This window comes from Actinomadura sp. 7K534, from assembly GCF_004348575.1.
Taxonomy (GTDB): domain Bacteria; phylum Actinomycetota; class Actinomycetes; order Streptosporangiales; family Streptosporangiaceae; genus Spirillospora; species Spirillospora livida.
Genome location: NZ_SMKB01000012.1, coordinates 13,239 through 32,941, shown reverse-complemented (window position 1 = coordinate 32,941; position 19,703 = coordinate 13,239). Strand labels below are relative to the sequence as shown.

At 70.7% G+C, this 19,703-nt stretch carries 24 protein-coding genes; 14 read left to right on the top strand and 10 right to left on the bottom strand.

The annotated features are described in order from the left end of the window. Positions 1-55 precede the first annotated feature (55 nt). Entirely contained in the window at positions 56-904 is an 849-nt protein-coding gene (locus E1266_RS39210; RefSeq protein ID WP_243718229.1) for an ATP-binding protein, read from the bottom strand. A 150-nt stretch (positions 905-1,054) separates the two neighbouring features. Between E1266_RS39210 and E1266_RS04720 the strand changes: the two genes are divergently transcribed. Next, positions 1,055-1,462: an organic hydroperoxide resistance protein gene (locus E1266_RS04720; RefSeq protein WP_132044075.1), complete on the top strand. Its 408-nt coding sequence runs from the start codon at positions 1,055-1,057 to the stop codon at positions 1,460-1,462. Position 1,463: 1 nt separating this feature from the next. On the opposite strand, the gene E1266_RS04715 is transcribed toward E1266_RS04720, so the two are convergent. From E1266_RS04715 to E1266_RS04705, 3 genes are read right to left on the bottom strand one after another with little or no spacing between them, the layout of a single operon-like run. After that, the gene (locus tag E1266_RS04715) at positions 1,464-2,090 is read right to left on the bottom strand and encodes a GPP34 family phosphoprotein (protein ID WP_132044073.1); all 627 of its coding nucleotides are present in this window, start codon (positions 2,088-2,090) and stop codon (positions 1,464-1,466) included. A 1-nt stretch (position 2,091) separates the two neighbouring features. Further along, a complete protein-coding gene (locus E1266_RS04710) occupies positions 2,092-2,370 on the bottom strand; it encodes a hypothetical protein (protein WP_207945421.1) in 279 nt (92 codons plus the stop codon). A gap of 12 nt (positions 2,371-2,382) precedes the next feature. Continuing rightward, on the bottom strand, positions 2,383-3,297 hold the full coding sequence (locus E1266_RS04705; protein WP_132044071.1) for an SPFH domain-containing protein: 915 nt from the start codon (positions 3,295-3,297) through the stop codon (positions 2,383-2,385). Positions 3,298-3,431: 134 nt separating this feature from the next. On the opposite strand from E1266_RS04705, the gene E1266_RS04700 reads away from it, so the two are divergent. The 3 genes from E1266_RS04700 (at position 3,432) to E1266_RS04690 (ending at position 5,633) form a co-directional block, all read left to right on the top strand. Then, complete coding sequence (locus E1266_RS04700) at positions 3,432-3,869, top strand: limonene-1,2-epoxide hydrolase family protein (RefSeq protein WP_165965933.1); 438 nt, start codon at positions 3,432-3,434, stop codon at positions 3,867-3,869. A gap of 66 nt (positions 3,870-3,935) precedes the next feature. Next, complete coding sequence (locus E1266_RS04695; RefSeq protein ID WP_132044069.1) at positions 3,936-4,379, top strand: hypothetical protein; 444 nt, start codon at positions 3,936-3,938, stop codon at positions 4,377-4,379. Between the two features lie 213 nt (positions 4,380-4,592). Further along, positions 4,593-5,633, top strand: a complete 1,041-nt coding sequence (locus E1266_RS04690; RefSeq protein ID WP_132044067.1) for a right-handed parallel beta-helix repeat-containing protein — start codon at positions 4,593-4,595, stop codon at positions 5,631-5,633. Positions 5,634-5,699: 66 nt separating this feature from the next. Here the strand turns inward: E1266_RS04690 and E1266_RS04685 are convergent, their stop codons facing one another. Together E1266_RS04685 and E1266_RS38725 are read right to left on the bottom strand one after the other, a co-directional pair. Continuing rightward, a complete protein-coding gene (locus E1266_RS04685) occupies positions 5,700-6,764 on the bottom strand; it encodes a glycoside hydrolase family 43 protein (RefSeq protein WP_207945416.1) in 1,065 nt (354 codons plus the stop codon). After that, the gene (locus tag E1266_RS38725) at positions 6,737-7,123 is read right to left on the bottom strand and encodes a hypothetical protein (protein ID WP_207945415.1); all 387 of its coding nucleotides are present in this window, start codon (positions 7,121-7,123) and stop codon (positions 6,737-6,739) included. Before E1266_RS38725 ends, E1266_RS04685 begins: the two co-directional genes overlap by 28 nt. Before the next feature lie 266 nt (positions 7,124-7,389). On the opposite strand from E1266_RS38725, the gene E1266_RS04680 reads away from it, so the two are divergent. From E1266_RS04680 to E1266_RS04670, 3 genes are all read left to right on the top strand, one after another. Beyond that, entirely contained in the window at positions 7,390-8,064 is a 675-nt protein-coding gene (locus tag E1266_RS04680; protein ID WP_132044065.1) for a hypothetical protein, read from the top strand. A 76-nt stretch (positions 8,065-8,140) separates the two neighbouring features. Then, positions 8,141-9,142: a sigma-70 family RNA polymerase sigma factor gene (locus E1266_RS04675; protein WP_132044063.1), complete on the top strand. Its 1,002-nt coding sequence runs from the start codon at positions 8,141-8,143 to the stop codon at positions 9,140-9,142. A 60-nt stretch (positions 9,143-9,202) separates the two neighbouring features. Next, the gene (locus tag E1266_RS04670; RefSeq protein WP_132044061.1) at positions 9,203-9,607 is read left to right on the top strand and encodes an SgcJ/EcaC family oxidoreductase; all 405 of its coding nucleotides are present in this window, start codon (positions 9,203-9,205) and stop codon (positions 9,605-9,607) included. Between the two features lie 91 nt (positions 9,608-9,698). Here the strand turns inward: E1266_RS04670 and E1266_RS04665 are convergent, their stop codons facing one another. Together E1266_RS04665 and E1266_RS04660 are read right to left on the bottom strand one after the other, a co-directional pair. Then, complete coding sequence (locus E1266_RS04665) at positions 9,699-10,865, bottom strand: epoxide hydrolase family protein (protein WP_132044060.1); 1,167 nt, start codon at positions 10,863-10,865, stop codon at positions 9,699-9,701. A 166-nt stretch (positions 10,866-11,031) separates the two neighbouring features. Further along, complete coding sequence (locus tag E1266_RS04660) at positions 11,032-12,018, bottom strand: hypothetical protein (RefSeq protein ID WP_132044058.1); 987 nt, start codon at positions 12,016-12,018, stop codon at positions 11,032-11,034. A gap of 29 nt (positions 12,019-12,047) precedes the next feature. Here E1266_RS04660 and E1266_RS37785 point away from each other — a divergent pair, with 29 nt between their 5' ends. From E1266_RS37785 to E1266_RS04645, 3 genes are all read left to right on the top strand, one after another. After that, complete coding sequence (locus E1266_RS37785; RefSeq protein ID WP_165965932.1) at positions 12,048-13,676, top strand: hypothetical protein; 1,629 nt, start codon at positions 12,048-12,050, stop codon at positions 13,674-13,676. 103 nt (positions 13,677-13,779) lie between these two features. Next, positions 13,780-14,013 (top strand): hypothetical protein, encoded by a 234-nt coding sequence (locus E1266_RS04650; protein ID WP_132044056.1) that lies wholly within the window; start codon positions 13,780-13,782, stop codon positions 14,011-14,013. A gap of 1 nt (position 14,014) precedes the next feature. Next, positions 14,015-14,887 carry a hypothetical protein gene (locus E1266_RS04645; protein ID WP_132044054.1) on the top strand — a complete coding sequence of 291 codons (873 nt, stop codon included), beginning with the start codon at positions 14,015-14,017 and terminating at the stop codon, positions 14,885-14,887. A 142-nt stretch (positions 14,888-15,029) separates the two neighbouring features. Here the strand turns inward: E1266_RS04645 and E1266_RS04640 are convergent, their stop codons facing one another. After that, positions 15,030-15,326 carry an ATP-binding protein gene (locus tag E1266_RS04640; protein WP_165965931.1) on the bottom strand — a complete coding sequence of 99 codons (297 nt, stop codon included), beginning with the start codon at positions 15,324-15,326 and terminating at the stop codon, positions 15,030-15,032. 237 nt (positions 15,327-15,563) lie between these two features. On the opposite strand from E1266_RS04640, the gene E1266_RS04635 reads away from it, so the two are divergent. From E1266_RS04635 to E1266_RS04620, 4 genes are all read left to right on the top strand, one after another. Continuing rightward, the gene (locus E1266_RS04635; protein WP_132044050.1) at positions 15,564-16,415 is read left to right on the top strand and encodes a DUF5753 domain-containing protein; all 852 of its coding nucleotides are present in this window, start codon (positions 15,564-15,566) and stop codon (positions 16,413-16,415) included. Next, positions 16,372-16,566, top strand: a complete 195-nt coding sequence (locus E1266_RS04630) for a DUF397 domain-containing protein (RefSeq protein WP_243718228.1) — start codon at positions 16,372-16,374, stop codon at positions 16,564-16,566. Before E1266_RS04635 ends, E1266_RS04630 begins: the two co-directional genes overlap by 44 nt. Positions 16,567-16,784: 218 nt before the next feature. Next, the gene (locus E1266_RS04625) at positions 16,785-17,585 is read left to right on the top strand and encodes an MBL fold metallo-hydrolase (protein WP_347876702.1); all 801 of its coding nucleotides are present in this window, start codon (positions 16,785-16,787) and stop codon (positions 17,583-17,585) included. A 231-nt stretch (positions 17,586-17,816) separates the two neighbouring features. Then, positions 17,817-18,809 (top strand): endonuclease/exonuclease/phosphatase family protein, encoded by a 993-nt coding sequence (locus E1266_RS04620; protein ID WP_132044046.1) that lies wholly within the window; start codon positions 17,817-17,819, stop codon positions 18,807-18,809. Between the two features lie 267 nt (positions 18,810-19,076). Here the strand turns inward: E1266_RS04620 and E1266_RS04615 are convergent, their stop codons facing one another. Further along, the gene (locus E1266_RS04615; protein ID WP_132044044.1) at positions 19,077-19,688 is read right to left on the bottom strand and encodes a maleylpyruvate isomerase family mycothiol-dependent enzyme; all 612 of its coding nucleotides are present in this window, start codon (positions 19,686-19,688) and stop codon (positions 19,077-19,079) included. Between the last annotated feature and the right edge of the window lie 15 nt (positions 19,689-19,703).

The window sequence follows — 19,703 nt, the reverse complement described above, 5'->3', positions numbered from 1 at the left end:
ACCCGCGGGGTCGCACGCGCCTGGTCACACGCGCCGGGTCGCACGGGCGCGCGGGTCACACGGGCGGGGGAGCGGTCTCGTCGAACAGGGCGAGGAACTCGGTGCGGCCGAAGCGGCGCGCCGTGTCGACGGCCGAGGGCGAGCCCGCGTGCGGGTCGGCGCCCGCGTCCAGCAGGGCCCGCACCACCCCGCCCTCCTTCCCGGCCACCGCGCCGGCGAGGGGCCGCTGCCCCCGGTCGTTGGCGCGCTCGGGGTCGGCGCCGCGCGCCGCGAGCGCCCGGACGGTGTCGGGGTGCCCGTGCCGGGCGGCGAGCATGAGCAGCGTGTCGCCCTTCTCGTCGGCCAGGTTCGGCGGCGCCCCCGCGTCGATGAAGCCGGCGAGCCGGACGGTGTCGCCGCTGCGCGCCAGGTCGAACAGGCGGGCGGTGAGGCCGTCCGCCTCCGGATCGGCTCGCGTCGGGAGCGGGGTCCCGTTCCCGGCCGTGAGCAGCCCGCCGAGGCTGTCCTTGCCGTACCGCAGGTTCTTCTCCAGCGACACGAGGGCCCCGTCGTGCATGAACGAGCGGAAGCGGACGTCGTCGGCCAGCATGCTCATGATCATCAGGCCGCGGCCCTGCTCGTCGGCGGGACCGGGGCGCGGCAGCACGCCGGTGTCGAAGCCCGTCCCGGAGTCAATCACTTTGATCAGGCAGCGCGAGTCCTGGATGGTCGCCCGCACGGTGTAGTCCGCGCCGTTCTCGGCGTGCTTGATGACGTTCGTGCACGCCTCGGTGAGCATCACCTCGATGTCGTCCCGGATCTGCTCCTCCACGCCGAGGGCCCTGAGCGCCGCGTCCAGCAGCCTCCGGGTGGCCGGGACGCTCGCCGCGTCCCGCGGGAGCAGGAGGTCGAGGCTGATCTCCACGTCATCTCCGTCCAATGTGCGTCCCACTGATTCGTGCCCTTTCGGACACGCATAAACATGTCGGACTCTGTTGGCCCTTGCGGCGGCACCCGGCGGCTGCGGTATGTTGATTGTGTCCAACTCAATTGTCAACAACTGAAAGGGGCGCCCATGGACGTCCACTACACCGCCGTGGCCACCGCCAACGGGCGGGACGGCAAGGCCGTCAGCTCCGACGGCCGCCTCGACCTGTCCCTCGCCGTGCCGCGCGAGATGGGCGGCAGCGGCGAGGGGACCAACCCCGAGCAGCTGTTCGCCGCCGGCTACGCCGCCTGCTTCGCCTCCGCGCTCGGCGCGGTGGCCCGCGGCACCCGCCAGGACGTCCGGGACGTCTCCGTCACCGCCGAGGTCGGCATCGGCGGCGACGTCGAGAGCGGCTTCGGGCTGACCGTCGTGCTGCGCGTGGAACTGCCCGACGACCTGGAGAACGGGCGCGAGCTGGTGGAGCGCGCGCACCAGGTCTGCCCGTACTCGAACGCCACCCGGGGCAACGTCCCGGTGGAGCTGGTCATCGAGTAGCTCAGCCGCCGCCGTCGGCCGCGTACTGCTCGCCGATCACCCTGCGGACCGCCGCCGGCGCCGGGCCCGTCCGGGCCGTCAGCTCCCGGATGCGCCGCTTGTGGCGCCGCCGGTCCGCGCGGGGCAGGACGGTCGTCAGCTCGCCCGCCGCGGCCAGCGCTACCGCGGCCGCGTCGTAGCTGTGGACGTGCGCGACCGGCCGCCCCCGGAGCGCCGACGACGCCCCGCCCCACAGCTGCTTCACCACCCGCGGGTCCTTGACGGTGACCTGCTGCCGGGGGAACAGGCCCAGCACCCGGTGCTCCCGCACGCGGATCCACCCGTCGCGGACCAGCTCGTCCCGGACCCTGTCCACCAGCTCTTTGCCGTCCTTGCGCACCCAGTACTGCCACGACCTGGGCCGCGACCCCGCGATCTGCGCGAGCACGCCGTACGGGTCGTCGCCCGGCGTGCCCGGGACGGGCTTGCGGCGCTCGTCGCCGAGCCGGCCGTCGAGGTACAGCTCGGTCAGGGCCGCCCCGCGCAGCACGTGGCCGAGTTGCGCGCGGCCCTTGCTCATCCGCTGCTTCCGGAGGTCGTAGGCCAGCAGGTACATCCGGGCCGGCAGCGATTCTGGAACCTTGACCATCTCAATCCCCGTCCCCGCCGTGCGGCGGGCCTTCCGCGTCCGCGGCGGCGTCTCCGTCGCCGGTGTTCCCGCGGCCCGCGTCCCGTGCCGCCTTGCGGGGCCGTCCGGGCCCGCGCATCCCGCTCGCCGACGCCGGCATCCGCCCCGCGTCGGCGAGCGCCCGCCGCAGCAGGAACTCGATCTGGGCGTTGGTGCTGCGCAGCTCGTCCGCCGCCCACCGGGCCAGGGCGTCGTGCACGGCGGGATCGAGCCGCAGCAGGATCTTCTTGCGTTCAGTCACGTGGGCCCGGGGTCACTGGTAGAGGCTGCCGGAGTTCACCACCGGCTGGGCGTCGCGGTCGGCGCACAGCACGACCAGCAGGTTGCTGACCATCGCGGCCTTGCGCTCCTCGTCCAGCTCGATGACGTGGTCCTCCTCCAGCCGGTCGAGGGCGAGCTGCACCATGCCGACCGCGCCCTCCACGATCCGCTGCCGCGCCGCGACGACCGCGCCGGCCTGCTGGCGGCGCAGCATCGCCTGCGCGATCTCCGGCGCGTACGCCAGCCCGGTGATCCGCGACTCGATGATCTCGACGCCGGCGGACGCGACCCGCTCGGACAGCTCCTCCGACAGCTTCGCGGTGATCTCGTCGGCGTTGTCGCGCAGCGAGGTCCGCTCGGCGTCGTCGTAGGGGAAGCTGCCCGCGATGTGCCGGACGGCCGCCTCCGTCTGGAACGCGACGAACTCCACGAAGTCGTCGACCTCGAACACGGCCCGCGCGGTGTCGGCGACCTGCCACACCACCACGGCCGAGATCTCGATCGGGTTGCCGTCCAGGTCGTTGACCTTGGCGAGCCCGGTCTCGTGGTTGCGGATCCGCGTCGACACCTTCTGCCGCATGGTCAGCGGGTTGACCCAGCGCAGGCCGTCGTTGCGCACCGTGCCCTTGTAGCGTCCGAGCAGCTGCAGCACCCGGGCCTCGTTGGGCGCCACCGGCGTCAGGCCGGCCGCGACGACCAGCCCGGCCACCAGGAGCAGTGAACCGGCGGTGATCCCGCCCGCAATGGCGCCGGCCCCGCCGGCGAGCGCCCCCGCGGCGGCCGCCGCGGCCCCCAGGGCGATCAGCACGACCGCCAGGCCCAGCAGCGTCCAGCCGCTGCGGTCCGCCGCCGGACGCTCGGTGATCTTCGGGCGCGGCATCTCCACCTTGGTCGTCTCTTCGGCCATCCAGTCTCTCCTCTTTTGGGGTGTTATCAGCAACCTATCAGAGTGATATCACTTTTCTCACCCCGAGCCGCGGGCGGTCGGCGGCGGGGCCGGCACAGGGCTACGGTTGGTCCATCGACCTCGGAGGAACCTCCATGAGCGAGACCAAGATCGTCACCGGATTCCTGTCCGCCCTCGAAGACCTCGACATCGACCGGGCCCTGAGCTACGCCGCGCCCGGGATCGTCTACCAGAACGTCCCGCTGCCTCCGGCCCGGGGCCTGGCCGCCGTCGAGAAGACGCTCCGCGCCATGTCCCGCTACGGCAGCGGCTTCGAGGCCCGCATCCACAACATCGCCGCCAACGGCCCCATCGTGCTGACCGAGCGCACCGACGTGCTGGAGGCCGGCGCCTGGCGCGCCGAGTTCTGGGTCTGCGGCACCTTCAAGGTCGAGGACGACCACATCACCCTCTGGCGCGACTACTTCGACTGGGCGACCTTCCTGGGCGCCTCCGCCAAGGGCCTCGGCGGAGTGCTCCTGTCGGCCCTCAACGCGCGCCCCAAGGCGTCCCGCAAGACCACGGCTGCGTAGTCGCGCCGGCGGCGCTGAGTACTTGTACTCATGTGCCCGGCGTGATCCCGGGGCACCCTGGTCGTCATGAACGTCGATCAGCGGTCCCTGCCGGGCGCCCTGGGCGCGGCGCACGGGGTGCTCTGGGCGCAGGCCGTGCTGTCCGGTCTCGCGTGGCTGCTGCCGAACGCCGGGGTCGCACTGTGGGTGTCGGTGCACGGCGTCCCCGGCGACGGCACCGCGCCCTACCTGCTGATCCCGGTGCTCTTCTCGCTGCCCCTGCTGCTGCTCGCCGTGCCCGGGCTGGTGCTCGCCGCGCGGCTCCCCTCCGGCCGCCGGGGCGTGCACACGGGGGCCGTCGTGTACGAGGCGCTCTGGATCGTGCTCGGAGCCGCGGCATTCACGGGACCTTTGCGCGCCCCATTGGGCGGGCCGTCTCCGGTGATGCTCTTTTTGTTTATTTCGATGCTCGCGGCGGCGTACGTCCTGGTGGTCCTGCTCGCCCCGAATGGACGTTCGCGCTTCCGCTGAGACGCCCGACCGCGGCCGCCGGTTGTCCGGCGGGTTTCCCCGAAGCCGTCTGCGCTCCCGAAAGGGACGGCAAAATCGCGGCCGATTCCCGGCCGTTTACCTTTCCCGCCCCCATCGCATCACCTGGGCGGTCCAGGATGGGCGAAGAATTGCCCGGCCACGACAGTGGGCGGGCGATTTCCAGTCGGCAGCATTAGAAACGGGGGAAAAGGGATGAGGCGGACTCTCGCGGTCTCGCTCGGCACGGCGGTCGCGTTCGCGGCCTTCATGCCGGCCGGTCACGCGGCCACGGGCGCGCGGATTCACGTGGTGAAGCCGGGGCGCTCGATCCAAAAGGCCGTCAACAAGGCTCGGCCCGGCGACGTCATCCAGCTCAAGGCGGGGCGCTACGACGGGGGAGTCCTCGTCCGCAAGCCGCTGACGATCCGCGGCGCGGGCAACAAGACCGTGCTGCGCCCTGGCCGCAAGGACTACTGCGCCAAGGCCGGGCAGCCGGGAATGGGCATCTGCGTGATCGGCCGCGCGGGGCACCCGGTCCGGAACGTGACCGTCAAGAAGCTCAGCGTCCAGCGCTTCAAGGAGACCGGCGTGCTCGGCCTCCACACCGACCGGCTCACGGTGGAGCACGTCCTGGCCAAGTGGAACGGCGAATACGGCATCGCGGAGTTCAACTCCACCCGCGGCCGTTTCGTCCACAACTGGGTGCAGCACTCGGGTGAGCACGCGGGCCTGTACGTCGGGGACATCGCCAACGCGCACGGCACGGTCGTCGCGGACAACCACGCCTCGGGCAACGCGATGGGGCTGCTGATCCGGCACGCCCGCAACGTCAAGGCCCACGGCAACACGTTCGTCGGCAACTGCGCCGGGGTCCTGCTGGTGGACGACGGCCAGCCCGGCGGGCAGGGCCACAACGCGCTCTGGAAGAACAAGATCTCGAAGAACAACCGGAACTGCCGGCCGTACGGCCCGGTCCCGGCGCTGAAGGGCACCGGCATCCTGCTCTTCGGCGGCGACCACAACAGCATCAAGAAGAACGAGGTGACGTACAACCGCGGCAGGCTGCCCTACTCCGGCGGCATCGTCCTGTTCCGCGGGGTCCCGCCGCAGAACCGGCCGGCCCGCTTCAACGTCGTCGAGGCCAACCGCGTCCTCGGCAACGCGCCGTACGACCTGCTCGACAACAGCGGCAGCCGGACCAACAAGTTCCGCGCCAACCACTGCAGGACCTCCAAGCCGCGCGGGCTCTGCTGACCCCGCCTTGCTTCCGGGGACCACGCCGCGACCGGCGTGGTCCCCTCTGCATTCGGCCCCCCGGCGTCAGCCGGTCACGCGGAAGGTGGCGTCGCTCCTGGCCACGGCGTCGCCGATCGGGTCGAGGCGGAGCAGGTAGTCGTAGTGCCTGATGTACCGGTCGGGGTAGTTGTACGACTGGAACGACGCAGCCGACGCGTCGGCCAGGCCGGGGACGCGGCGGAACGTGGCGTCCGCGGCGAAGGTGCCCGAGCCGTCGTCCCTCGCGAGGACGAAGTCGAACCCGTAGTGCCGCAGGTAGTACCCGGGGAAGTTGACCGATTCGAAGGAGACGTGCCCGGAGGGGGCGGCGAGGCCGGGCACCAGCCGGAACCGGGCGTCCTGGGCCGGGCTCACGTTCGCGTCGATGCGGACGTCGAAGTCGGCGTGCCGGACGTAGCGGTCCGGGAAGTTGTACGACTGCAGCCGGCTCGGCGGAGTGCTCTGCCACCGCCCGGTCACGCGGGTCTCCTCGGCGGCGGTCAGGTTCAGCACGAAGCCGTGGCGCTTGCGCGTACCGCCCAGGTCGTAGCCGCCGGGCCGCACGAAGTCGCGCGTGCTGCCGAGGTTGGACGACGTCAGCGGCATGTAGCCGCGGCCGGTGGCGTACTGATCGAGCCACAGCGTCCACTCGTCGCGGTCGTTGAACTTCGCCCACATCGGCCCCTCGACGTCGCCGCCGGTGAGGCCCAGGTGCGACAGGTCCCCGAGCCGCGTCCACGAGCCGAGGATCGAGTCGGACGCCTCGATGGTGAGCTGGCCGTCCCCGGAGGCCCGGTAGTACCGCCACCCGCCGGTCCGGTCCGGCACCTCGATGATCTGGGTGTCGATGAGCCCCTGGGTCCCCGGGCGGTCGATGTAGATCTGCGGCGCGGTGACCGTGCGGAAGTCCGTGGTGCGCGAGTACCAGATGCGGTGCTTCCTGATCCCGTTCACCGTGGAGTTCGTCGCCCAGTAGAGGACGTAGCCCCCGGCCGCGGAGTCGTAGATCGCCTCCGGCGCCCAGGCGTTGCCGGCCCCCGGGATGGCGCCCGCCACGTTGAGCAGCCGCGGCGACGACCAGTTCACCAGGTCACCGGACTCCCAGACCACGATCGAGGTGCTGCCCCGGTTCGCGGCGTCGTCCCAGGAGGTGCCGGAGGCGATCCGCAGGTCCGTCGCGATGATCCAGTACCGGTCGCCCGCGGGGGAGCGGACGACGACGGGGTCGCGGACGCCCGCGTGCCGACCGTGGAGACGAGGACGGGCGAGCCGTTGTTCAGGTCGGTCCAGTGCAGGCCGTCGTCGCTGTGGGCGAGGTAGATCTGCTCGCCGTTCGCCGACTCTCCGGTGAAGTGCGCCATGAGGTACCCGGTGAACGGGTCCGCCGCGGCGGCGATCCCCGTCCAGGACGCGGCGAGGAGGCAGGCGGTGGCGAGTATCGCGATGACGCGGGACAGGATTCCGGGCATGCGGGGTCTCCCAGTGGTGCGTTGGGGCGGAACCACACCGATCTCTCCCGCAAGAATGTGAGCGATAACACGAACGCTGTCAAGACCGCGCCCCGGAAGTCGTAGGGCTTTCCTAAGCGCCGACCCACGTGAAGAGCGCCGAATGACGCCTCAAATGTTTACGCAAACACTCGTCCGAGCTGTGGGCTAACACAAGGGTCCCGCCGCTTGATCACGGGCAGTTCCCGTTTTCCGCCATGATGGTCACCCATCGAAACGGGAGATGCATGACCTCGACTACGGCCGTGCCCACCGATGCCGACCGGCGCGCGCGGCGCTGGCTCGCCGCCTGCGCCCTCGCCTACGGCCTCACCCACCACATCGGATTCGGCCTCGCCTGGCTCGGCACGGTCGGCGACACCCGCTGGGCCGACTGGGCCGACGTCCTCACCCCCTACGCCGTCCTGCTCACCGCCGCCGCCGCGCTCCACGCCGGCCGGGCCGACCACCGCGGCTGGGTCCTCTACCTCGTCGGCGCCATCACCTACGTCGAGGGGCACGGCATCCACCTCGCCGCCAACTCCGTCGGCAACGACACCCCCGGGATCGCCGTCGTCCACCTGTGGGACGAGGTCGCCGGCCACTACATCTGGTACGCCGGAGCCGCCCTCGTCGTCGCCGCCATCGCCCGCACCCTCGCCCGCCGCCCGGCCCCGCCGCCGCTCACGGCGCTGGTCCTCGCCCTCGTCGTCGCCGTCACCTGGACCACCAACTCCCTCGAAGGCGGCACCGCCTTGATGGGCCTGCTCGTCGCCGCGGCCTTCACCGTTTGGGGCCTGCGCACGCGGCACCACCTCGGAGGCACTCTGATCCCCGCGTTCGCGCCCGCGTTCGTCGCGCTCACCGCCTGGGGCGTCTGGCACCGCGGCTTCCCCCAGCCCACCGAACTCGGCTGGCTCTGACCCGGCACCGCCGCGGCCGGCCGATGGAGGCGGCGATCAGCCTGGGGAAAGCCGTCCGGTCGGCCATACTCGTGCCATGGACCGGGGGGAACCGACTGCCGAGGCCGAACTGGTGCTGGCCGCCCAGGGTGGGGACCGGGAGGCGTTCGGCCGCCTCGTCGAGCCCTTCCGGGACGAGCTGCGGGCGCACTGCTACCGGATGCTCGCCTCCGTCCACGACGCCGAGGACGCCGTCCAGGACGCCCTCGACCGGGCATGGCGGAGCCTGGGCGGCTACGAGGCGCGCGGATCGATCCGGCCCTGGCTCTACAGGATCGCGACGAACCGGGCGCTGACGCTGATCGAGCGGCGCGGGCGGCGGGAGCTGCCCACCGACATGAGCCCGGCGGGCGCCCCGGCGGTCGAGACGGCCTGGGTGGAGCCGTACCCCGGGCGGTGGATGGCCTGGACGGACGACCTCGATCCGGAGGCCCGCGTCCTCGCGCGGGAGAGCGTGGAGATCGCGTTCGTCGCCGCTCTGCAGCACCTGTCCGCCGTTCAGCGGGCCGCCCTGCTGCTCTGCGATGTGCTCGGATACCGCGCCCGCGAGGCCGCCGACGTCCTGGACACGACGACGGCCGCGGTCAACAGCGCGTTGCAGCGGGCGCGGAAGGCCGTCCCCCGCACCGGCCAGCAGCGGACGCTGGACACGATCGGGGAGGCCGCGCAGCGGGACGTCGTCCGCCGGTACATGGCGGCGTGGGAGGCGCGGGACGTCGACTCCATCGTGGCGATGCTCACCGAGGACGCCAGGTACTCGATGCCGCCGCTGGCCGCCTGGTACGAGGGGCACGCGGGCATCCGCGCCTTCCTGGTCGAGGGCCCGCTGACCGGGCGCTGGCGTTTCCTGCCGGCGCAGGCGAACGGGCAGCTCGCCTTCGGCACCTACATGTGGGACGAGGCCAGAGCGTCGTACGTCCCGATGGGCCTGGACCTGCTCGTGCTGCGCGGCACCCGGATCTCCGAGGTCGTGTCCTTCTTGGACGCCGACTTCTCCCTGTTCGGCCTACCCATGGAACTGGCCGGCCCGCCGCGATGATTTCGCGGCCCGGCCCGGGTTGTAGTCCTGACGGACATATCGAGCCGGAAGGACACGACAATGCAGACCGACCAGGAGCAGATCCGCGCTCTTATCGAACGCTGGGCCGAGGCGGTCCACGTCGGCGACATGGACCAGGTCCTGCGGGACCACGCCGAGGACATCGTCATGTTCGACGTCCCGCCGCCCTACGAGGGAGTGCGCGGCCTGGACGACTACCGCCGGACGTGGCCGCCCTTCTTCGAGTGGCAGGCCCAAGGCGCCGCCTTCGAGATCGAGTCGCTGGACGTGATCGCGGGCGATGACGTCGCCTTCGCCTACGCCCTGCTGCGGTGCGGCACCAAGGAGGAGTTCGAGACCGACCCGGACAACCGGCTGCGCCTGACCCTCGGCCTGCGCAAGCAGGACGGCCGCTGGGTCGTCACCCATGAGCACCACTCGTTCCCGCACGTCTCCGCGAGTTAGGACGGATCCGAGGAGCCGTCTGATCGACGAGGGGGCCGGAGAGCCCGGATGACCGCCCGTCCCGCCGGGCGGTCATCCGGTTGCGGGCCCGTCAGCGCAGCGGGCGGAAGAACTCCCGGACGTCGCCGGTGAGCAGATCGGGCCGCTCCATCGCCGCGAAGTGGCCGCCCTCGTCGAAGTCGGACCAGTGGACGATGTTGTTGCCCTGCTCGGCGTACCGGCGGATCGCGATGTCCTCGGCGAACGCGGCGACCCCGGTCGGGGTGGTCGGCGGCGCGGTGTCCCAGCCGCCGGCGGCGTGCATGTTCTCGTAGTACATGTTGGCGGCCGATCCGATGGTGTCGGTGAGCCAGTAGAGCATGACGTCGGTGAGCATCCGGTCCCGGTCGATCGCGGCCTCGGGCAGAGCGTCGGAGGGGTACGTCCACTCCTTGAACTTCTCCACGATCCACGCGAGCTGCCCGGCGGGGGAGTCGGTCAGCCCGTAGGCCAGGGTCTGCGGCCGGGTCGCCTGGATCTGGAAGTAGGCGCTGCCGTCCGCCGTCCAGTTCGCGAGCCGCTCCAGCCGCGCGAGCTCCCGCTCGTCCAGCCCGGCCTTCTCCTCGTCGGACACCTCGCCGTACGGGATGAACCCGTAGGTCGCGGCGTTCACGTGCACCCCGGCGACGCGTCCCGCGTCGATGCGGCCCAGCTCCGGCGCGACGAACGCGCCCATGTCGCCGCCCTGCGTCCCGTACCGCTCGTAGCCCAGCCGGCCCATCAGCTCGGCCAGCGCGCGGGCGACGCGGTCGGTGCTCCAGCCCGCCTCCCGGGTCGGCCCGGAGAACCCGAACCCCGGCATGGACGGGATGACGACGTGGAAAGCGTCGGCGGGGTCGCCACCGTGCGCGCGGGGATCGGTGAGCGGGCCGATCATGTCGAGGAACTCGACGACCGACCCGGGCCAGCCGTGGACGAGCAGCAGCGGCAGCGCGTCCGGCTCCGGCGAGCGGACGTGCAGGAAGTGGATCGGCTGCCCGTCGATCTCGGTGATGAACTGCGGGATCTTGTTCAGCTCGGCCTCGTGCGCGCGCCAGTCGTAGGAGGTCCGCCAGTACTCGGCGAGCTCCCGCAGGTACTCGGCGGGGACCCCGCGCTCCCACGGCTCGCCGGGAACCGCGGCCCCCCACCGCGTACGCGCCAGCCGCTCCCGCAGATCATCCAGCTCCGCCTCCGGAACCTCGATCCGGAACGGCCGAATCTCACCGGCACCACCCATGACGCCCTCCTCAACGGAACGGATCGTTCTGTTCTCATGATACCAGAACGGAACGATCTATTCCGCAAAGCGATTCGCATGGATCGGTTGTACCCGTGGGGGCCGTCCAGCTAGCGCTGGTGGCCGCCGACGCGGACCGCAACGCGGGACGGGCGGTCGTTCGCGGTCACGAGCGTCCGAGCCGGAAGGCGGCCGCGGTGACGGCCGCCACCGGAATACAGCAGACCGCCACGGTGAGCACGGCCACGCTCGCGGCGCCGTTCCACAGCTGCGCCTGTTCGGAGGGGAGCCGGTAAACGGCCGCCGCGAGCAGCGGACCGGCCAATGCCGACGCGGTGGCCGGAGCCCAGGCATGCGTGCGGTGGGCGGCCATGCCCGCGACGACACCGGTGAGCACCACCGTCGCGACCACGACCGGGAGCATGCCCGGCAGGTGATAGCCGAGGTTCTCCGGAAGGTCCGGCATCCCGGGCCGCATCTCGGCGAGAGAATCCACCCCGAGCAGTTCCACCATGCCCGCGTAGACCACGCTGCGGGGTGCCGCCGCGGTGAACGCGAGACCGGCCGCCCACTGGAGGACGACGTAGGCGGCCAGCCCTCGCCCGATGACCGGAACCGCCGCCACGGCCAAGGCACCGGCGGCCCCGAGCAGGATGCCCGCCCCAGCCGCGGAGATCACCTCGGCCCGCAGGAAATCGCCGCTGAGCCCGGCCAGAAGCGGAAGGGCCGCGAGAGTCCCGGCAGCAGCGGCGGGGACGGCTGTCAACGGCATCCCCTGGGCGGCGTCACGCCGTCCGGTCACGCTCGCGACGGCCAGCGGAACCGCCACTGCGCAGTACCAGGCGACCAAGGTGACCTGCACACCCGCCACACGTTCGTTCCCGGCCACGAACTCACCGTCGAGCGTGGTGATGCCGGCGATCTCCGCCACGGCGACCTGTCCGAGCCCGAGCAGGGCGGCCACGGCGGCGGCAACCCCGGCGATCACGACATACCGCACGCCGCACATGCTATTTCGCCGGGCCGTCAGCGCGGGACGATGCGTCCGGCAACCCGTCGACGCACTCTTTCGACGCACCTCTCCCAGGACGACGGCGGCCCGGACGGTGCCGGATGCGGTCAGAGGCTCGGTGCGCGCCAGTGCACCACGCATAATCGAGGTGACTCTCGGGAGGCGCCTGCATGGGCGAGACGCCGGCCACCGCCATTAGAAAGGCCGACGTCAGGGCGTTGCGGCAGTATCTGCGTGATCAGTGGCGCGGTGACCCCGGCGAGCTGGACGGTCCGCTGGGCGCGCTGGTCGGACGGTGGAGCGCGGCGGCGGTGCGGGCCGCGCTGAGCCGATGGCTGATCCGGCACCGCGCAGCCGAGGGGATAAGCGCGGGGGACGCCTGGCTGTGGCTGGACTCGATGGGCATCACCGGTGACCCGGTTCCCGTCGCCACCCTGGCGGCCGAGGCGGACGTCAGCACCAAGACGATCAACCGGCGGCTCGACCGGATCGACGGGCGGGTCGCCCGGCTGATGAACGGGGCGCCGCCCGACCCGGGCGACACCGCGCCGACCGCAGGGAGCGCGCCGGGCGCGGTGCTCGCGTTGCGGTCGCAGGCGCTGATGGCGCGGGAGCCGGAGCGTGAACTGGATGCCATCTACGCGCACCAGCGGCGGTCTCCGGAGTTCGGCCGCGGCGTTCGCCGGGCGCCGGTCACCTCCGACAAGGACAAGCGGTACCGAGACTCCTTCCGTGTGACCGAGCGGCTGAAGACCATCGCGCACCGTCCCGCGCTGCCACCCGAGCGCAGCCGCACGACGGTGTGCACGGCCGACGGGGTCACCCTCACCGACGATCCGCACCAGGCGGTGGCGCAGCTCGAGCAGTCGGTGGACGCGCACCGGCCGGAACTGTGGGAGTTCCTGGTCGCCCATACGAGTCGGCTGGTTCCCGACGCGGCGTCGGCCGGGGCCGAGACCAGGCTCCGGTTCCTGCGCGCGGCCTACAACCTCCTGCGGGACGCGGAGAACCTCACGGCGCTGCGCTACGCCCAGGCGTGGGAGGCGGAGGAGATCGAACACCACGGGCCGAGGCACCTGAACGTCCTGGTGGCCCGCGCCGGGCAGGCCCACCTCCACCAGATGTTCGGCCATTATCAGACCGCCTTCGACCTCTATCGCGGCGTGGTGGAACGGGCGACGCTGTACCCGCCGTCGGGCGAGCGGGAGAAGATCCTCCAGAACGTCAACGACTGGCTGGGGCAGGTGATCTTCTCGGGGGTGCTGCGGGGCGGGTCCCGGGACGTCCTGCGGGCGGCGCTGGCGCGGATGGAGGCGATCGCCGACGAGGTGCCGGGCAACATGGAGATCCAGTTCGGGCTGGCCCGGCGCCGCTTCGAGTTGGGCGTCGCGGAGAGCACGGAGAACGCCCGCATCGTGGCGAAGCCGGTGGCGCGGCGAACGGCGCGCGCGGTCATGCGCGACTACGAGGGGCTGCTGGCCATCACGGACGGGGCCGTCATGCTGAACCGCAAGCTCGCGGCGGCTGACCTGGGGGTGCTGTGGGGCATCCGGGACCGCGACATCGGCACGGTCCGGTACTTCGTGTCCCAGTTCGAGTCCGTCCAGTCCGAGCAGGGCGGGTACGCGAACCTGCTGTACCGGATCGACCAGCGGATCAAGGCGTCGGCGAAGGTGTGGCCCGCGCTGGAGGAGATCCCCCCGATGCGGCGGATCGCGAGCCCGTTCCGCAGCCCGGGAGCCATACCGCGTCGTGCGACGGGCCTCATGGTCTATCCGCGGCTCGGACACCGCCGCTGAGCCGGGGAGTGTCCCACATTCGCGAAGTTCTGCGCCGTCGCTGGTTCCGGACGGGGGCGGCCTGTGAAATCTGCACCAGGTCTTCATGGACATGGGAGCAGCGATGAGACGGACGACATCGTTGGCAGGGGGGCACCGGGCGGCGCGCTGCCGCAACGCGGCGGTGACGGCGGCGTCGGGAGCCGCGATGGTCGAGCTCGCCGGCGCCGTCCAGCCGGGCTGGCTCGCGGCAGGTGCCGCCGCCGTGCTCGCGGCCCTCGGTGCGATCCTGGACCGTTTGGCAGAGCCGCTCGGCGAACCTGCGGACACCGAGAACGGCGATCAGGGGGCGCACTGAAATGCGGAACGGCAACGCGGACCCGGCCGCCATCGAACGGCGCCTCCTGCTGGCGGGGGCCGTTCTGGCGCCGGTCGCGCGCCTTACGGGCGCCCAGGACGCCGCAGTCGACATGCTGGCACGGGCGGAACGGGCAGTCGACGCCACCGAGATCGGCGCGGCCCGCCGGTTGCTGGGGCAGCTCGCGGCCGGAGGCGGGCGGGGTCTCGGGCACAGCGGCGAACTGCGGCGACGTTACCTCGCGGTCCGGGCGGTGACGCTGCGCGACAGCGGACGGGGCCGCGCGGCGGTGCCGGTCTACGGGCGGCTGGTCGCGCTCGGCCGCGCGGCGCGCGATTCCGGTCACTACGGGACTGCCGTGATGGGCGCAGTGGTGTCGCTCATGAACGAGGGACGCACCGGATGCGCCGAGCGGGTCCTCCGGGCGGAGTACTCCGGCCTGGCCGCCATCGACGACCGGCGGATGGAGATCGAGGTCGCGTTCTGGCAGGCCCGCATCCTGGAGGACCGCGGGCACCTCGCCGCGGCCCGGGAGCTGGTGGCCCGCCGGGTCCTGGCGCAGTCGGCGGCGCACGAGAACCCGGACATGCAGCTGGCGCGGCACGTGTTCGCCTGCCGGCTGGCCCTCGGCACCGCCCGGCCGGACTGGGGCGCGGCCGAGCGGTACCTGGACCTGGCACGGGAGCGGCTGGACGGGCGGACGCGAGCTCTGCGGGTGGGGCAGTACCTCACTGTGCAGGCGCTCTTCGAGCACCGCGCCGGGGCGTCCGACCGGGCACGGACGCTCGCACGGAATGCCGCCGGCACCTTGACCCGAGCCGGGATCCGCAGCCCGCACTTGACCGTCGTCCTGAACGCCCTGGACGCACACTGATCGTCCACCCGAACCGGCGCGGCGCCACCGGCATGATGGTCACCGCATGGGACGGCCGCCGGCGACGACTTCGGTCGCGGAGGCATGTCGCCCCGACGGGACGTTCCATGAGGACGGCATGCCGCAGGTCGACCGGCCGGGATCAGGGCTTGAGGCGGGCCCAGACCCATTTGCCGCCGGAGGGGTCCGGGGTGTGACCGCACTCGGTGGCGAGAGCGGCCACGATGGGGAGGCCCCGGCCGCCGTTGTCGTCCCAGTTCTCCTCGGAGACGTCCAGCGTTTCGAGTGCCGGCTCGATCAGCGGGTGTACTCGTGGAGGGGTCGGGCTGGCGTCCCATACGGCGATGAGGACGCCGGCGGGGTCGCGGCTGCACTGGTAGCGGATCTCCTTGCCGGGTGTCGCCGCCACGGCGTTGGTGACCAATTCAGAGGCGATCAAGAATGCATCGTCCGAAATGTGCATGCAGCCCCACGTGTCCAGTCGCGTTCGCGTCATCGTTCGAGCCAGACCCGGCGCTGCGTTCGACGCCAGCATGGGGATCAGCAGGCAGTCCGGCGTAGCGATCATTTCCGCCCGGTCCTTCCTGGAGAAGTTCACGATCTGTGTCTCCAGGATTACGGATCGTCGCTAGGGTGCGGTGTATACGTAAACTCCCTAAACACCGGGAGGTCTTCGATGACCGCCGCCGACGAGATCGACCCCACGTCCTCGCTGCATGCTTGGTTGGCGTATGACCTGCGACTTTACCGAAGAAGGCATCGTATGACCGGTGCCGAGGTCGGTAAGATCATCGGCTACGTCCGTTCTCATGTTTCAAACCTCGAAGCGGGCAGGGTGCAGCTCGATATGAAGCAGGCCGGACGGTTGGATGAAGCGTGGGACACCGGGGGCCACTTCCAGCGGCTCGTCACATTTGCCCGCAAAGGTCATGATCCGAACTGGTTTTTGCAGCATGGCCAGTACGAGGCGGCGGCGAGCGTGATCCGGATCTACCAGGGGCAGATCATTCCGCCACCCCTCCAGACCGAGGACTACATGCGCGCCCTTCTGGCGGAGAGCGATGCGGAGGACCTCGAACAGGCGGTCCAGTCGCGGATGGCTCGGCAGGGTGCCATCCTCTCTCGGACGTCCCCGCCCTATGTTTGGGTGTTGCTGGACGAGGACGCCATAACGTCGGAGATCGGTGGACGCGAGGTGATGTTCGACCAGCTCAGCCACCTGCTTGAACTCGGGAAACTGCCCTACGTTTCGGTACGCCTGTTGTCCAAGTCGGCCGGTGCGCACCTGGGGCTCGACGGCCCGTTCCGCCTCATCACCGTGAAGAACCGTCTGGTCGCCTACGTCGGCGCTCGGCGGGGCGGGCGGCTGATCGAGGACGCAGCGGAAGTACAGGAACTCGCCGTAGATTACGAACGAATCGGGTTCAAGGCCCTATCTGAGGACGCCTCCCGAGCCCGTATCGCTGAGTTCCTGGAGGTGGCGAGTGAAGATCAATTGGCGGAAGAGCTCCCGCAGCGGAGCGATTAACGATGAGGCATGTGTCGAGGTGGCCGGAGTGATCAGTGGTGTTGCCATCCGGGATTCCAGGGATCCCGATGGCGGGCGTTTGACCGTGAGTGGCGACCAGTTCGGGCACCTGCTCCAGCAAATCAAGGTCGGAGCGCTCGATCGGACCTGATGGGTTAGGGCCGATCTTGGGGTGGGTTGTTCGCTTCAAGATCGGCCGACTCGGCCGGGGATCGGCCGGTGGAGAGGGGCGGGGGATCGGGAACCTCCTGTCGGCCCGGCTCATGCACGGTCTTGTGCACGGTGTGCGGTGACGGCATGTCCCTCTCCGATGCCGAGCAGCGCGTCCTCTGCTGCCACGGTCTCGGGAGGCCGGGCGCCGTCACGAGTGTGTGGATCATCCGTTCTAGACTTCGCGGGGTGACGGGTGAGCTTTTCGGCTTGACGGTTCTTGGGTCTGCGACGCCGTACCCGAGTGTGGGCAATCCGTGTTCCGGCTACCTGGTGTCCGGTGCGGGTGCCCGGGTGTGGGTGGACGCGGGCACTGGGACGCTGGCTGAGCTGCAACGGTACGTCCGCCTGGACGAGTTGGACGCGATCTGGATTTCGCACTTGCACGCCGACCACAGCGCGGACCTCCTCACCGCCTACTACGGCGCGCTCTATGCCGATATCCAGCTCACCGCACCAATTCCCCTGTACGGCCCGCCGGGCACCGCCGACCGGCTGGCGCATTTCCTCACCAACACCTCCGTTCGCAGCCCGGTCGAATCCGCGTTCGCCATCGAGGAGTTGCAGGACGGGCATTCGGCGCGGGTCGGCGCGCTCACGCTGACCAGCCGGGCGGTCTCGCACGGGATGCCGGCCTTCGCGCTGCGCGTCGAAGCCGAGGGCGGGTCACTGGTGTACTCCGGGGACACGGCTCCCTGCCCGGCGCTGATCAGCCTGGCCGAGGGGTGCGACGTGCTGCTGTGCGAGGCCGACAGCGCCGAGGTTCCGACCACGGGGGAGCAGGTCCACCACACGCCGGAGAACGCCGGTGACACCGCCCGCGCCGCCCGGGCGGGCCGCCTGATCGTCACCCACGTCGGACGTTCCCTCACTCCTCGGCAGGCGGTGACCGCCGCCTCTGCCCGCTTCGACGGCCCCACCGGCTACGCCGCTCCAGGCGAGACCTTCCTGGTGGGCTGAGCAAACGCCGCGGGCGAGCGGGCGCAAATGATTTCCACGCTGGTTGTCGCACGGCTCCGCAGCGTCATATGGCTGGCCGAATTGCAGTCGGTGGGCGGTCGCAAAACTCGTCGATGACCATGATCGGCCAGTAACGTGACGGCCCACCGTTGAATCCGCACACTCATCTTGCCCATCGGGGACGCATTCCGATTCAGCAGGTGGGAGCTCCCAGTGCGAAGAGCAAGGGCGATGCTGGCCGTCGCCGTAATGATGATCATGGCGTCCGGCCTTGCCGGCATTCCCGGGTATGCGGAGAGTGCGCCACCGGTCACGTCCGGTTCCACGACGCGGGTCATCGAGGCGGCCGACGGGAAGCCGATGGTCCTGGAGTACACGCCCGCGAACGTACAGCGACTGCAGCCATCGGCGTCCAGTCGTGCTGCCGCGCTCCTGGAGATCCCCATCCACCACTACAACATCTGCGCCGGAAACGACTCGTGCGTTGAAAATCCGGTGCTCAAGGACCGGGCAAAGAACCTGGTGGCCTTCTTCAAGGCCACCGACAACCCCTGGTTCATCTCGCTCAACGAGGTCTGCCGGCAGGATTTCGAAGACCTGAGCAACAGGACGGGCAGTGCGGGCACGATGGTCGTCAGCCTGCCCAAGAACACCAATGATTGCGATGGCGAGCTGTTCGGTAGTGCGATCCTGCATCCGGGTGGTGTCAAAGTGGACGGCATCGCGCGCTACTTTTCGGCGCGCGATGAGGGCTTGGACTGCAAAGTCGACGAGTGCCGCGCCATGCTCTGCCTCAAACTGCAGACCTATGCCGGGAGCATGACGGTCTGCACGACCCACCTGGAGAATGAGGAGGAGTGGGCGAGACCGCAAGCCGCTGAATACCTTCTGGCATCCACCGCGTACGCGGCTGGGCAACCGAGAGTACTCGCCGGCGACTTCAACTTGCTGCCCGATGATCTTCGCGACGCGGTGCCCGCGTACTTCGAGGGCATGCACGACCTGGTGGCCCAGGACAAGGGGACGATGCCGACCTGGAAAGACCACGACGACGATCCGGAAACCTACCCCCGGGCGGCGACTCCCGACGGGCACGTCGACTACATCTGGATCGACCGCACGGGTAAGCCCGGTACGAAGGCGCCATACTGCCCGAGCGACTCCCTCGCCAGCGATCACTGCTACACCTCCGGCTCCTGGGCGCACACTCTGCCGAGCAGGTAAGGGAGTGGTCCGGGCGCGGACGGACGGTAAGGCGGCGGACGACGGGGACCAGTTGCCCCAAGCCCGCCTTGAGGCGCGGGCGCCCGGCCGCGCACCGGCCCGCACGCACCCCTGAAGAAGGCGCCGCCTGACGGCAGGTCGTCGTCAGGCGGCGTCCTCTCCTTGAACAACGGCACGGGCCGCTGCAGCGCCCCGCGCCCGCGGCGCGGCGGAGACGCGCTGACGTCTACGGCGTCCACCCGTCGGACCGCCCGTCCTGCCGAACCGTCACCGGCTCGTTTGCGGGACCTCGTGCAGGGATCGCCGTCCGGTGGCCACGAGGAGGATGTCCTTGGACGTCATCGCCACGACGGTGGGTCCGTCACCGACGACCGCGTCGGAGTCGGTGGCGGTCAGTTTCCGCCCGCCGAGGTCGACTCCGAAGTACTTCAGCTGCCGGGGCTTGGTCGACGCCAGGACCAGCGCGAGGCGCTCGGCCGGTGCCGGGGGCAGGCCGAGCGGTTCGGTGATGTCGAGGCCGTGGATGACGTCGTGGCTGAGGGCACCGGCCTCGCCGCCGCCCGGTGGCCGCCAGGGGTGGTCGACGTTGCGCCGGAGAAGGTCGAGGAGTTCGGCGTCGCTCATCTTCTGCGTCGTCGAGCGGGCCTCCCGCTCGGCGTACCGGTTGAACGAGAACCCGGCCCGGACCAGACCCGCGAGAACTCCGATCGCCTTGGTCCGGTACGGCATGGTCATGTGGGCGAGCACCTCACGGACCCGCCACCCGTCGCACAGGGACGGCATGTCCCACTGCTCCGGCGTGAGGTCACCGAGGATGCCGGCGAGCCGCTCCCGCTCCGCACGGGTCTCGCCGATCAGGCGGGCCGAATCTGTCTCCATTGCTCTGTCCTTCCG

What these genes read in the sequence shown, in the direction of transcription:
- E1266_RS04665 (WP_132044060.1), bottom strand. Translation starts at nt 10,865, where the DNA reads ATGGGTGGTGCCGGTGAGATTCGGCCGTTCCGGATCGAGGTTCCGGAG.
- E1266_RS04705 (WP_132044071.1), bottom strand. Translation starts at nt 3,297, where the DNA reads ATGGCCGAAGAGACGACCAAGGTGGAGATGCCGCGCCCGAAGATCACC.
- E1266_RS04675 (WP_132044063.1), top strand. Translation starts at nt 8,141, where the DNA reads ATGGACCGGGGGGAACCGACTGCCGAGGCCGAACTGGTGCTGGCCGCC.
- E1266_RS38725 (WP_207945415.1), bottom strand. Translation starts at nt 7,123, where the DNA reads ATGCCCGGAATCCTGTCCCGCGTCATCGCGATACTCGCCACCGCCTGC.
- E1266_RS04720 (WP_132044075.1), top strand. Translation starts at nt 1,055, where the DNA reads ATGGACGTCCACTACACCGCCGTGGCCACCGCCAACGGGCGGGACGGC.
- E1266_RS04660 (WP_132044058.1), bottom strand. Translation starts at nt 12,018, where the DNA reads ATGCGTGGTGCACTGGCGCGCACCGAGCCTCTGACCGCATCCGGCACC.
- E1266_RS04650 (WP_132044056.1), top strand. Translation starts at nt 13,780, where the DNA reads ATGAGACGGACGACATCGTTGGCAGGGGGGCACCGGGCGGCGCGCTGC.
- E1266_RS04645 (WP_132044054.1), top strand. Translation starts at nt 14,015, where the DNA reads ATGCGGAACGGCAACGCGGACCCGGCCGCCATCGAACGGCGCCTCCTG.
- E1266_RS04700 (WP_165965933.1), top strand. Translation starts at nt 3,432, where the DNA reads ATGAGCGAGACCAAGATCGTCACCGGATTCCTGTCCGCCCTCGAAGAC.
- E1266_RS04670 (WP_132044061.1), top strand. Translation starts at nt 9,203, where the DNA reads ATGCAGACCGACCAGGAGCAGATCCGCGCTCTTATCGAACGCTGGGCC.
- E1266_RS04695 (WP_132044069.1), top strand. Translation starts at nt 3,936, where the DNA reads ATGAACGTCGATCAGCGGTCCCTGCCGGGCGCCCTGGGCGCGGCGCAC.
- E1266_RS04620 (WP_132044046.1), top strand. Translation starts at nt 17,817, where the DNA reads ATGCTGGCCGTCGCCGTAATGATGATCATGGCGTCCGGCCTTGCCGGC.
- E1266_RS04635 (WP_132044050.1), top strand. Translation starts at nt 15,564, where the DNA reads ATGACCGCCGCCGACGAGATCGACCCCACGTCCTCGCTGCATGCTTGG.
- E1266_RS04680 (WP_132044065.1), top strand. Translation starts at nt 7,390, where the DNA reads ATGACCTCGACTACGGCCGTGCCCACCGATGCCGACCGGCGCGCGCGG.
- E1266_RS04690 (WP_132044067.1), top strand. Translation starts at nt 4,593, where the DNA reads ATGAGGCGGACTCTCGCGGTCTCGCTCGGCACGGCGGTCGCGTTCGCG.
- E1266_RS04615 (WP_132044044.1), bottom strand. Translation starts at nt 19,688, where the DNA reads ATGGAGACAGATTCGGCCCGCCTGATCGGCGAGACCCGTGCGGAGCGG.
- E1266_RS04715 (WP_132044073.1), bottom strand. Translation starts at nt 2,090, where the DNA reads ATGGTCAAGGTTCCAGAATCGCTGCCGGCCCGGATGTACCTGCTGGCC.
- E1266_RS37785 (WP_165965932.1), top strand. Translation starts at nt 12,048, where the DNA reads ATGGGCGAGACGCCGGCCACCGCCATTAGAAAGGCCGACGTCAGGGCG.